The 12,833-nt window shown below is 53.9% G+C and carries 9 protein-coding genes; 3 read left to right on the forward strand and 6 right to left on the reverse strand.

Going from position 1 to position 12,833, the window contains the following annotated elements:
* Positions 1-41: 41 nt before the first annotated feature.
* On the reverse strand, positions 42-1,421 hold the full coding sequence (locus tag CEK60_RS17260; protein WP_089040960.1) for an MFS transporter: 1,380 nt from the start codon (positions 1,419-1,421) through the stop codon (positions 42-44).
* Between the two features lie 171 nt (positions 1,422-1,592).
* Here CEK60_RS17260 and uvrA point away from each other — a divergent pair, with 171 nt between their 5' ends.
* Both uvrA and CEK60_RS17270 read left to right on the forward strand, forming a co-directional pair.
* Entirely contained in the window at positions 1,593-4,442 is a 2,850-nt protein-coding gene (gene uvrA, locus CEK60_RS17265; RefSeq protein WP_089040041.1) for an excinuclease ABC subunit UvrA, read from the forward strand.
* A 186-nt stretch (positions 4,443-4,628) separates the two neighbouring features.
* Positions 4,629-5,369 (forward strand): Crp/Fnr family transcriptional regulator, encoded by a 741-nt coding sequence (locus CEK60_RS17270; protein WP_089040042.1) that lies wholly within the window; start codon positions 4,629-4,631, stop codon positions 5,367-5,369.
* A gap of 129 nt (positions 5,370-5,498) precedes the next feature.
* Here CEK60_RS17270 and CEK60_RS17275 read toward each other — a convergent pair whose 3' ends face one another.
* Both CEK60_RS17275 and CEK60_RS17280 read right to left on the reverse strand, forming a co-directional pair.
* Entirely contained in the window at positions 5,499-6,293 is a 795-nt protein-coding gene (locus tag CEK60_RS17275) for a ribonucleoside-diphosphate reductase (RefSeq protein WP_089040043.1), read from the reverse strand.
* A gap of 59 nt (positions 6,294-6,352) precedes the next feature.
* Complete coding sequence (locus CEK60_RS17280; RefSeq protein ID WP_089040044.1) at positions 6,353-8,464, reverse strand: adenosylcobalamin-dependent ribonucleoside-diphosphate reductase; 2,112 nt, start codon at positions 8,462-8,464, stop codon at positions 6,353-6,355.
* Between the two features lie 181 nt (positions 8,465-8,645).
* On the opposite strand from CEK60_RS17280, the gene CEK60_RS17285 reads away from it, so the two are divergent.
* A complete protein-coding gene (locus tag CEK60_RS17285) occupies positions 8,646-9,230 on the forward strand; it encodes a hypothetical protein (RefSeq protein ID WP_446718635.1) in 585 nt (194 codons plus the stop codon).
* A gap of 9 nt (positions 9,231-9,239) precedes the next feature.
* Here CEK60_RS17285 and CEK60_RS17290 read toward each other — a convergent pair whose 3' ends face one another.
* Genes CEK60_RS17290 through CEK60_RS17300 form a run of 3 tightly spaced genes read right to left on the reverse strand, consistent with a single transcriptional unit; the run spans position 9,240 to position 12,794 of the window.
* Positions 9,240-11,279, reverse strand: a complete 2,040-nt coding sequence (locus CEK60_RS17290) for a sensor domain-containing diguanylate cyclase (protein ID WP_089040045.1) — start codon at positions 11,277-11,279, stop codon at positions 9,240-9,242.
* A 23-nt stretch (positions 11,280-11,302) separates the two neighbouring features.
* Complete coding sequence (locus tag CEK60_RS17295) at positions 11,303-11,974, reverse strand: OmpA/MotB family protein (protein ID WP_089040046.1); 672 nt, start codon at positions 11,972-11,974, stop codon at positions 11,303-11,305.
* 4 nt (positions 11,975-11,978) lie between these two features.
* Positions 11,979-12,794, reverse strand: a complete 816-nt coding sequence (locus CEK60_RS17300; RefSeq protein WP_089040047.1) for a motility protein A — start codon at positions 12,792-12,794, stop codon at positions 11,979-11,981.
* Positions 12,795-12,833: the final 39 nt, after the last annotated feature.

Here is a 12,833-nt window from a genome sequence, read left to right on the forward strand (position 1 = left end):
GAGGTGTAAACGCTTGCTGTACAAATGATCAGAAGTGGTCGTTACGTCTTGGGTGGCGATAACAACCTCGTCAGCGCTGCTTGATCGAGTTCTTTGCGATTCACTTTCAGGTACATCAAGCGCTCTTCCGGCACCACCATCACATCTTCCACGCCCACGACATCAGCGAGATGTTCCATCAACAGATTTAATGCATCAGGCTGCGTATCGTGTAGTGCTACGACTTCGCTGGAGAGAGGCGGTGGTGAAGGCATACGCCACATCGCCAGCCACCACAGCAGCGCTAGCCCTGCACAGCCGAAGAACACCGCATCAAGGCCCCATAGGTTCGACAACAAGCCACCCAGCGTGCCTCCTAAAAAAGCACCCAAAAACTGGCTGGTAGAGTAAACCCCCATCGCGGTGCCTTTAGCACCCGCGGGTGCCAACTTACTGAGCATTGATGGCAGCGTGGCTTCGAGCAAGTTAAATCCTGTAAAAAAAACAAATAGCCATGCGAACAGCCAGCTCTCTTGGGAGAATGGCAGCCCCAGGCTGCCCAAGCTAATGACAATGGCGCCGATTGCCAGCAGGCATACTAATTTCATGCGCTGGTATTTCTCTGCCACGATCACCAGCGGCACCATGGCAATAAACGACAGCGCCATAATCGCTAGATAAGCCAGCCCGTGGTACTCAATCGCGACGCCTGCATTTAACAGACGGAAAGGAACAGCAACAAAAATCGCCATTAACACCAGATGCAGCGAAAAAATCGACAGATCTAGCCGCCATAAATCGGGGCGCGTAATAACACTTTTAAACTGCTGGCGATCCATCCCCACATCGCGGTGGCGCAAACGGCGTGGTGCGGGCGGCACCCATCGCCAAAGCACCACTAAACCGACGAGCGTTAACAGCGCCGTAAACCAAAAAACTCCCGCCAGGCCCGCCCAAGCCGCCAGCCAGGGGCCAAGAACCATGGCAATAGCAAACGACACGCCAATGGAGAGCCCAATCGTGGCCATCGCCGCCGTCCGCACCTGCTCGCGGGTTTGATCGGCCAGTAGCGCCATAATCGCGGCAGCAACGGCACCACAGCCCTGCAGCGCGCGGCCCAAAATAATCCCGCCGATGGAGTCTGCCATAGCAGCGACCACGCTTCCTACGGCAAAAATCAGTAAGCCCATGGCAATAACGCGCTTACGACCAATACGGTCTGACAGCAGGCCAAAGGGAATCTGTAGCGTTGCCTGAGTTAGCCCATAGACACCTAATGCGACACCAATTAACAGCGGGGTAGCACCACTTAAGGTGTCGGCGTAAAGCGCCAACACCGGCAGCACCATAAACAAACCCAGCATACGAGACGCATAAAGCCCGGCTAAGCCGCTGATTGCACGGCGTTCAGTGGCCAGCAGCAGTGCGGAAACCTTGCGCATAATACCCTTGTGGTCAATAAAGAGGCTGAACAGCCCGAGATAACCGTCCATTCTAGCGCTTTGTATCCACGCTGGAAACGCCAAGCGCTGACCCCATATCAATATGGAGCTTTGCCGGGAGGGGTACAGCAAACGTATAATTACACTTTTGCCACGCGATTCGAGGTGTTGATGGACAGCATTCTGGTCAGGGGTGCACGCACCCACAACCTCAAGCAGATCGATGTGGAGCTGCCCCGCGACAAACTTATCGTCATTACCGGTCTTTCCGGCTCAGGTAAGTCGTCGCTGGCGTTCGATACGCTCTACGCTGAGGGGCAACGTCGCTATGTGGAGTCGCTTTCCACCTATGCGCGTCAGTTCCTTTCGATGATGGAAAAGCCCGATGTGGATCACATCGAAGGGCTTTCGCCTGCGATCTCTATTGAGCAGAAATCCACGTCCCACAACCCCCGCTCTACCGTCGGCACGATTACCGAGATTTACGATTACCTGCGCCTCCTGTTCGCCCGGGCAGGCACGCCACGTTGTCCAGAGCACGGAGAAGAACTGGAAGCACAAACCATTTCTCAAATGGTCGACCAAGTTATGAACCTGGCCGAAGGCACCAAATTAATGCTGCTTGCGCCAGTAGTGAAAGGTCGTAAAGGGGAGCACCTGCAACTGCTGGCAGAACTGCGGGCTCAGGGCTTCGTTCGGGTACAGATTGATGGTCAAGTGCTAGAACTTGACGATATTGCCCCGCTCGACAAGCGCAAGAAACACGATATCAGCGTGGTGGTTGACCGTTTTAAAGTGCGCGATGATATTGCCCAGCGTCTGGCAGAATCGTTTGAAACCGCAATTAATCTCGCCGACGGCACGGCGATGATCCACTTTATGGATGGCGATCAGGAAGACCTTGCCTTTTCAGCACGCTTTGCCTGCCCGGTGTGTGGCTATTCACTTTCTGAGCTTGAGCCGCGGATGTTTTCGTTCAACAACCCGGCGGGAGCTTGCCCCACCTGTGATGGCTTAGGCGTTCAGCAATATTTTGACCCCGACAAGTTGATTAGCCACCCGGAACTATCGCTAGCAGAAGGCGTGATTAAAGGCTGGGATCGGCGCAACATTTATTACTTTACCCAACTGCATGCGCTGGCTAAACATTATCAGTTTGAGCTTGAAACGCCATGGATTGAGCTGGCCAGCCATGAGCGTGAGATTATTTTAAATGGCAGTGGCAGCGAACAGATTCCCTTTGTGTATGTGGGTGACCGCGGCCGCAAGGTAACGCGCGAGCACGCCTTTGAAGGCGTACTACCCAATATGCAGCGCCGCTATCGGGAAACCGAATCCAATATGGTGCGTGACGATCTGGCCAAGTATATCGCCGTGCAGCCCTGCGCCACCTGTAGCGGCTCGCGGCTGCGCAAAGAGTCACGCCATGTGTTTGTCGATGACCATAACATTGCCGATATTGTGCACTTACCTATCGGTGAGGCATGGCGCTACTTTGCCGAGCTTTCCCTACCGGGCCGCAAAGGCGAGATTGCCGATAAGATCGTTAACGAAATTCATGCCCGGCTAGAGTTTTTGGTTAACGTAGGGCTCGACTACCTGAACCTGGAGCGCAGTGCTGACACGCTCTCGGGGGGCGAAGCACAGCGTATCCGTCTCGCCAGCCAAATTGGCGCGGGGCTGGTGGGCGTGATGTACATTCTGGACGAGCCCTCCATCGGCCTGCACCAGCGGGATAACGACCGTCTGTTGAAAACCCTGGAGCGCCTACGCGACCTGGGCAACACCGTGATCGTGGTTGAGCACGACGAAGACGCCATTCGCGCTGCGGACCATGTCCTCGACATCGGCCCTGGTGCCGGAGTCCATGGTGGCGAAATTGTCGCTCAGGGCACGCCTCAAGACGTGATGGACAACCCCAATTCACTGACCGGCCAGTACTTGTCAGGCACCCGAGAAATTGCCGTACCGCCCTACCGCATTCCCGGCAATCCGGAAAAGCAGCTGGTGGTGCGCGGCGCGACGGGCAATAACCTGCAAAACGTCACGCTTAGCCTACCGCTGGGGCTGTTTATTGCCGTCACGGGGGTTTCCGGCTCGGGCAAGTCGACGCTGATCAACGGCACCCTGATGCCGATTGCGGCCCGCGAGCTTAACCGCGCCACTACCTTGACCCCGGCTCCCTATGAGAAGGTAGAGGGGCTTGATCAGCTCGATAAAGTGATCGATATTGACCAGAGTCCTATCGGTCGTACGCCGCGCTCAAACCCAGCCACCTATACCGGTATTTTCACCCCGATTCGTGAGCTGTTTGCGGGCACTCAGGAAGCGCGTTCGCGGGGCTACAAGCCAGGCCGGTTCAGCTTTAACGTTAAAGGCGGCCGCTGCGAAGCGTGCCAGGGCGAAGGCATGATCAAGGTTGAGATGCACTTCCTGCCAGATATTTATGTGCCCTGCGATGTGTGTAAAGGCAAACGCTACAACCGCGAAACGTTGGATATCCACTATAAAGGCAAAACGATCCACGAAGTGCTGGCCATGACGGTAGAGGACGCCCTGGAGTTCTTCAGCCCAGTGCCTGCTATCGCTCGTCGTTTACAAACCCTGTTGGATGTGGGCCTCTCCTATATCCGCCTAGGACAAAGTGCCACTACCCTTTCTGGCGGTGAAGCGCAGCGTGTCAAACTAGCCCGTGAGCTAGCCAAGCGTGACACCGGAAAAACGCTCTATATATTGGATGAGCCCACCACTGGCCTGCATTTTGAGGACATCCGTCAGCTACTCACGGTACTCCACCGCTTACGTGATCACGGCAATAGCATTGTGGTGATCGAGCACAACCTGGATGTGATCAAAACGGCCGACTGGATTATTGATCTTGGCCCAGAAGGTGGCTCTGGCGGTGGACAAATTATTGCCGAAGGAACACCAGAACAGATTGCCAAGCAGAGCGTTTCCCATACAGGGCATTTCCTGGCACCGTTGTTAAAACGTGGTAATCGTGCCAAAAAAACCGCCTAGCGCCACTTCCAGGGTGGGCAACCCCCCCTGGAAAATGACAGCGATATACCTGCCCCTCCCCAAGGACGACAAGAGAGCAGAAAAGACCAAGCAACATAGGACGGCCCTGTTTATATTAATTAACGTTTATATTGATCAACAACGCGGCCGGTTAATCGTTGCTAACCTGTTTAGGAGAAGGAAGCTGTGGATCAGGATAAAAGCTGCATTATTAGCCACTTCAGTCACTACTGCTCACTCACTGAAGCAGAAAAAGCGCTATTAACCGAATTGGAAGAGAGTCCTACCGATATCAAAGCAGGATCGCTGCTGTGGGAAATTGACGCCCCGGCGAATGAGTTTTGCACCTTGCGCAGTGGCTGGGCTTACTCCTATCGACATTTAGAAAACGGTGACCGGCAAATTCTGGAAGTATTTTTGCCTGGCGATATTATCGGTTTGCGAGAGTTTGCGTTTTCCAAGCGGCTGGAAAACGTGCGCATGATTACTGACGGTGTGGTCTGTCATTTCCCTCATAAGCGCATGCTAGAGCTATTTCGTCAGTCACTAACGCTGACCTCGGTGATGTTTGCCATTGGCAGTCGCCACCAGGCCCTACTCACGGAACGGCTGGTCAACTTAGCGCGGCGTAGTGCCAGGCAAAAAATGGCCCACTTTCTTCATGAAATGTACCTACGCTTACGCCAGACTAATCATGACATCAGCGAGCAGTTCCGCTTGCCTCTTTCTCAAGAACAGTTAGCCGATATTCTAGGTTTAAGCCCGGTTCATGTGAGCCGCACGTTTAGTGCATTGAGTGAAGATGGCTTGGTGTTCCGTGACCGCCATAACGTCACTATTCCCGATTTAAAGGCGCTGGCTACCGAAGGAGAATTCGACGACTGCTATTTAACCGATAACGTCAGACCGCTACTTGTTAGCGCCTGAATCAACGGCAGATTATTCGTTCTTAAAACTTGCTGTTCTTAAAACTTTTCGTTCTCAAAACAAGCAACGCCGCGTGGCTCTCTAGGCCACGCGGCGTTGTTCGTTAGCGTTCTAGTGGGTTTGTCTGGCTTAGCCGCACTTAGACCAGCCGCAGCCTGCATAGCAGGTTGGGCAGCCATCCATCATAATAAGCTCACCGCGACACTCAGGACAGTTACCCACAACTGCCGGGCCACTGCCTTCAGGCTTTTTTACGACGTTTTCTTGCTCAGCGGCACCGCCAATCGGCTCCACGGCGCCAACCGCTGGGCTGGTCTCTGGCTCATCGGCCGGTGGTTGCCAAGCATGGCCATGCTGCATGCGGTGCGCATAACGCTCTACCAACATTTCTACCGGTACTTGGTTACCATCCTGGTCCAAGAACCCGCGCCGATAAAGAATCTGCTGGATCGACCAAGCAATCGCCGCCACTTCGGAATCGTGGAACATTGGCTTGTTCCAACGGTTCATACCACAGCGCACCAACCCTTTATCCCACGCCACTTTGCGCAGGTCAGCCACTGCCTGGGTGACATATCCCCCGCGCGCAGCCAGGGAAAGACTACGCATCGTCGCCGTAATCCATTGATGCTCGCTGGAAAGCTGTCCTGATGGGAAAAAGAACTCAACCGGGCGCTCAATGACCACACGTCGGCCACCCACCACGCCTTCTACCGGCATAAAAGAGACCAGCAGGTAAACTTTTTTGCGGCCTTCCGCGCCCACGTAAGAGATCTTTTCGGATACCGCTTCTAACGTACCTTCTGGACGCGAGGGAATCCTGACCGTTAGCGGGTCTTCTTCCGGAAGTTCAGGGGCAGGCGCTGTTTGCTCCTGCTGCTTGATACGGTAACCAACGATTTTTGAGGTAATTTCTACAGCCATGGTGTTCTCCACTTAGCAAAGGGTGTCGGGCGATGTTCGTAGCAAGGCGTAGCCCGCCCTTACCATTTGCCGTAGGTGCCCTCTTTTAAGGCATCAAACAGGTTGGCGGCGTTATGCTCTTCACCGTCGTAGACCACCGTTTCATCGCCGGCCAGTTCTAAGGTCTCGCCATTTTCCAGCTCAAACACGTAGGTGGTGTTTTTTAAATCATCTTCACGTACCAGAACGCCCTGAAATGCTTCTGGGTTGAAGCGGAATGTCGTGCAGCCTTTAAGGCGGCTCTCATACGCCTGTAGGTAGAGATCCTGGAATTTCTCAAACGGGAACTCTGTCGGCACGTTAACTGTTTTAGAGATTGCCGAGTCGATCCACTGCTGAGCGGCCGCCTGCACGGCCACATGCTGCTCAGGCGACACGGAGTCTGCGGTAATAAAGTAGTCGGGTAAATCGCTTTCCACCGCATCGGCGGTAATAAAGTGACGATAAGCGGCTAACTCGAACGAGACAACCTCAACCTGCTCTTTGGTTTTCTTACCCGATTGAATGATATTGCGGAAATAACGGTGCGAGAACGAGGGTTCAATGCCGTTAGAGGCATTATTACCCATCGATAGCGAAATCGTACCAGTGGGCGCAATAGAGCTGTGGTGGGTGAACCGTGCACCATGTTCCGCCAACTGTGTAACCAACTCAGGATCGAGCTCAGCCACTTTCGCCATATACTGGCTATAGCGGGCATGCAGAATACGTCCTGGTACTTTATCACCCACCTCATAACCATCGGCGGCGAGCTGGGGGCGCTCACGCATCATCTTCGGTGTAATCGTGTGCTCTTGCTCAAGCACAGGCGCCATGCCTTTCTCTTTAGACAGCTCTAGCGCTTGCTTCCAGCCTTCCAGCGCGAGGTGGCGGCTAACTTCTTCGGTGAAGGCCAGCGACGCTTGAGAGCCATAGGGAATTTTAAGCATGGTCATCGTTGAACCAAGCCCCAAAAAGCCCATGCCGTGTCGGCGCTTGGCTTCAATCTCACGCTGTTGCTGCGGCAGTGGCAAGCCAGCAATTTCCACTACGTTATCAAGCATGCGAGTGAAGATCGCTACCACCTTTCGATAGCGTTCCCAATCAAAGCGTGGCTTGTCACTAAACGGCTCAATCACAAACTTGGTCAAGTTGACCGATCCCAGCAGACAAGCGCCTTCTGGCGGCAGCGGCTGCTCGCCACACGGGTTGGTCGCGCGGATATCTTCGCAGAACCAGTTGTTGTTCATGCGATTGACTTGATCAATCAGAATAAACCCAGGTTCAGCGTAGTCATAGGTCGAGGACATAATGGTGTCCCACAGCTCGCGCGCTTTAATGACTTCAACGACACGGCAAGCCACGCGGCCTTCATCATCGACCGTATAGCCCTCTTCAATGACGGGCCAGTCGCGATATATCAAATCGCCCGCTTTTACATCGTCTTTTTCACCAGGGTGCAATGGAAACGCCAGCGGCCAGTCGGCGTTGTGCTTCACTGCTTCCATAAATTCGTCGGTAATCAACAGGCTAAGGTTAAACTGGCGCAGACGACCGGCTTCTCGCTTAGCTTGGATAAACTCACGAACATCAGGGTGGCCAACATCGAAGGTACCCATCTGAGCACCTCGACGACCACCTGCGGATGCCACGGTGAAACACATCTTGTCGTAGATATCCATAAACGCCAGCGGCCCGTTGGTGCCAGCCCCCGCGCCAAACACAAACGCTCCCTTATGGCGCAGCGTCGAAAAGTCGTAGCCAATACCGGCGCCAGACTTCAACGTCATGCCAGCATCAACGACGGAGTCGAGAATATCGCGCATAGAGTCGCGAATAGTGCGCGAAACCGTGCAGTTAATCAGGCTGACCGCAGGTTTGTAGGCTTCAGCGCCCGCATTGGAAAGGATTCGTCCGGCAGGAATAGCGCCGTTTTCTAACGCCCAGCGGAATTTTGGCAGCCACTCGTTAGCATTGTCACCTTCAACCGCCGCTAACGCTCGCGCGACACGCTCAAAGGTAGCACCCACATCCTGATCAACAGGTTGGCTATGGCGATCTTTTAACCGATATTTAGCATCCCAGATATCTTTTGAGGGAACCTGTAGTGGGACGTCATTCGAAGTCTTCATAGCCTTTGCTGCGGTGCTCATGTCGCGAAACTCCTTCACAACGGGGTGAAATTAGCGCTCAAAACGGTGCGATTATACGTTCTGCGACTATGAAGTATAGACTTGACTTTACACTATATGCGGCATTTTTCTTGTTAAAGACTACTACATATAGAAAAATCAGCGCGTTACCTTTTGCTTATCTTCAACAAACGATAGGCTAATGTTTTTCTTGTGCGATGCCACCCTTATGCCTATTTTAAAGCCTTTTGCGTTAGCGACCTTCAGCGCCCTACTTTCCAGCACTGCGCTGCCTAGCATGGCAGCAACGTTCAATATTGATGCCGAACAGCCCCACGATCATTGGCAGTCAATGGCGTTAACGTTAGGCAGTGAGCGGCACTTTCGCGCCGTGGAAACCCATAGCTATTCGGATGCCACCTTGAGTTTGAACGCAACCCAAGGTGTTTGCGACTTACCATGGCTGGAAATGCGGGTCACGCTGGCTGAACAGCAAGGCGAAAGTCGCGCGGTTAACTTAGTGCCTACCAGGATCCGGGTGGATGATACGCCTATCATTGATACCATGGCCGAGTTTATTACCGAGCGTGGCGATGATGGGTTTTATGCGCACTTCTACCTAAGCGACCTGCAAACATTAATGGCGCAAATGAGCCAGGGAGAGCAGCTGTTTATTGGTTTCGATCAACAGGATAGCGACCCTTGGTATATGACCTTTAGTCTTGACGGTGCTGATGATGCCATAGCGAGAATACAGCGCTTATGCGACCGCGCCGACGACCAATGATAGCGCGTGTCACTGCACGCTTTTTTCAGCGATTTCAACGCGGTTACGCCCATTATGTTTAGCTCGGTACATCGCAGCATCGGCCCGGGCGATGATAGTCTTGCAGCTATCATCGGGCTGCCATACTGCGACACCGATGCTGACCGTTATCGGTTGGCCCAAGCCCTTCACCTGCAGTGTTGCCACTAGCCCACGTAATCGTTCAGCAAGCCCTTCGGCGGCTTCCATACTGGAGTGGGTCGCCAATACCACAAACTCTTCCCCTCCCCAGCGCCCCAAATGATCACAGCCCCGCAGTGAACTTTCCACCATGCGTGCTAGCGAAATCAGCACATCATCGCCCACGCTATGGCCGAGGGTGTCATTGATCTGTTTAAAATGGTCGACGTCAAATAACAACAGCGCGAAAGCCGCCCCATAGCGTTTTGCTGCGACCAGCTCTGCATCAATAGCCTGCTCGATGCGGTAGCGGTTCCACACCTGAGTGAGCGGGTCAAAATGTGCCAACTGCTCTAACCGCTGATTCGCTTCTGCCAGCGCTTTACGCTCGCGCTCCAGATGCATATTGAGCGTGCTGATCTCATAAGCAGAAATGGCCAGCGTTAAATCTTCTCCTAAATCTATCGCGGCTAGCCGCTCAACCCGTTGCCAGGCTTCGCTTTTTCCTGTGACCTCCTCGCACCACGCGTCAGAAGGCGACATCATCATAGGTGGCAGGGATGCTGAAGAGGGCTGCATCGCCCAGTAGAGCGTTTCCACTTGCTCAGGACGAAAAAACATCAGCCAGCCGCGCTGAGCAGGATCGGTAGGCAGCGGCACGGCGAGTACTCCACTCTGCTCTAGCATGTCTAAAGAGCATGTTAGCGGCTCCTTGGCTGTCTCTTGGGTACACCATGGCCCACTATGGATATGGGATTTTTCAATCCGCGTGACCAACTGGCCGATCGTTTCCGGCTTGGGCGTATTGCCTGATTGATAGATACTGCCTTTCACCCATAACGCAACGCCATTGGCACGAAAGAGCGACTTCCATGTCTCGGCATGCTCGGTAAACAGCTGATAAGGCCCCTGAGGCTTTAAGCGATTATTGCTTGAAAGCACCAGGCTATCTTGTACGCGCTGCAAATAGCGCGCCTCTTGGCGAGCTCTCAGCAGTAACAGCCGCTGCGTAGCCATTTGCACCAAGGTGCGTACTGCATCTCGTACGGGCGGCGCTACGGGGTAAGGCGCTGCCGAGTGGCAGAATAGCAGCCCCCAAAGGCCGGTATCTCCCTGCATGGCCACGCTTAATGCGCCGCGCACGCCAAGTCGCTGTAAGTACTGTTGACGCTCAGGGGCCGGAGCACGCAAGAAGCTGTCACTTACATCTACCACCACACTCGCTGGCAGTAAGTGCTCGTAGGGTGCTGCGACATCTTGGATCAGCCGCACCGGATGGCGCTCATAGGCGCGCCGTAGTGCAATGGGGAAGTCTTTGGCGGGAAAGCGTTGCCCTAACAAGGCAGGCAAACGAACTGCCGCTACCTCGACACTCGACTGAGCGCGCCTCTTAGCTAACGACTCGGCCACGATTAGCCCATGCCAATCACTATCGAGATGGCATACAGACACCCGGTCATGCCCGGTTAATTCTTGTACCGACATCACTAGGTAATCAAGTAGCTCTTCTTGATGGGTCGCTTCCGCTAAGCGCATCAGGCGTTCGTTCACCGTGCCAAGCAGACGCTGCTTACCGAGGGAATGAAGGGGTTCTATCTCAACTAACACATGCGCACCGGCACGGTAAGCATGTAACTGGAAACGGTTTGATCGAGCGGGACACTTAAAGGTGAGAGGCCCCGGCAAACGCTGCTGACCTTGGAGCTCATAGCGTACGCGCTGGCTTAAGCGCTTGCCTAGAACGCTGGAGAGCGTTGCGAGACGCCCTTCAGGAAGGCTTACTCTCAGCAATTCAACAAAGTTGCTACTAAATGCCTGTATGCGCCGACAGTCAGCATCGAGCACCAGTAATGCACCGAACGACTGTAGTAGCGAGTGATGCTTCGACACAGAGATGGCCTCAAGAAATCTCTTTACCCCTCAGTCTGCTGCCTTAGCAACAGTTCAACGCGCCGGTTGGCGGATCTACCTTCCGGTGTTGCGTTACTTTCCATGGGTTGGGTATCGGCGTAACCGACTGCCCGCATACGTGAAATAGCAACTCCCTGGCGCTCAAGATACTGGACCACCGCAATGGCGCGCCCTACCGAGAGATCCCAATTTGAGGGGAAGCGAGAGGTAGCAATGGGAACATTATCCGTATGCCCTTCTACTGAAATTTGCCCCTCAAAGGATGCTAACACTGCCAGAAGGCTTTCTAACACATCTTGCCCCTGGGGCGTTAGTACGGCATCACCGCTAGGGAAAAGCAAGCTGTCGTCGATGCGCAGCGTAACACCTTCTTCACCTTGAGAGACACTAACCCCGGGGATATTAAGCTCAGTCATTCGCGGCTTGAGCCCGCTTTGCCGAGGATGGATACCGGTTGCTAAGCTGGCCAACGGAAGCGAGGTGATAGCACTTACAGAATGCATTCTATCGCGGTCAAAGGCTTCCCCTCCCCCCGGCGGCGTCAACGCAAGCAGTAAGACAAACAGCGTGATTAACAGCGTTAATACGTCTAAATAGCTCGTTAGCCACCCTTCATCGCCCTCCCCCGGCACAGTGGGCAATTCCAACGCGTGCCGTGAATCACGATCTAGCATGGCGCTACCCTTTTGCCGCAGAACTAACCGTTGGCCGCGGTTTTACAGCGGCATCGCGGATCTCGTCATGATAGTTAGCAACGAAGGAATTGAGCGTTTCTTCAATAAAAGAAGGCAGCCGCCGTTTGGTAATTAACGAAATGCCTTCCAGCACCATGTTCATGGTGATAAGGCGTTCTTCCGTGCGCCGCTCCAGCTTGACGGCAATCGGTTTGAACACCAAGTTGGCGAGCAGAATACCGTAGAACGTTGTCAGCAGAGCCACAGCCATGCGCGGGCCAATAACGTCAAGATCGCCTGCATCCATCACTTCCAGCATATTGACCAAGCCCACCAAAGTACCGATCATGCCAAACGCGGGCGCGTAGGTGGCCATGGTACGAAATATCTGCGCCTCAGCATGCTCCCGTGCTTTTAATCGTGCGATGCGCCAGCGCAGCATATCGAAAATTTCGTCCTCTTTCGTGTTAGCAATCACCAGTTGAATCCCGGTGCGCAAAAAGGGGTTACGAGTGTGCTCTAGCTCCTTCTCAACCGCCCTGACATCGCCTTTAAACCACAAGCGCGCCATGGAAACCAGTTCGTTGATATCATCACGCACATAGGTATTTTCACGCCGAAACACCAATCCCACCAGGCGCACCACGCGTAGCACTTCTTTCAGCGGATAACTAATGAAGGTAGCCGCCAAGGTGCCCGTTACCACAATGGCTAGCCCCGGCAAGTTAATAAAGCTTTCTGGCGACTCTGCAGTAAAAAACAGCACGCTTACCAGCAACAGCATGCTGGCAAAAATACCGATCAGCGTAGATGGGTTCATCAACGGCTCCTCGCCGGTTAGTCGTGATTAATAGTGGCG

The sequence above is a fragment of the Halomonas sp. N3-2A genome (assembly GCF_002216165.1).
Lineage (GTDB): Bacteria > Pseudomonadota > Gammaproteobacteria > Pseudomonadales > Halomonadaceae > Vreelandella.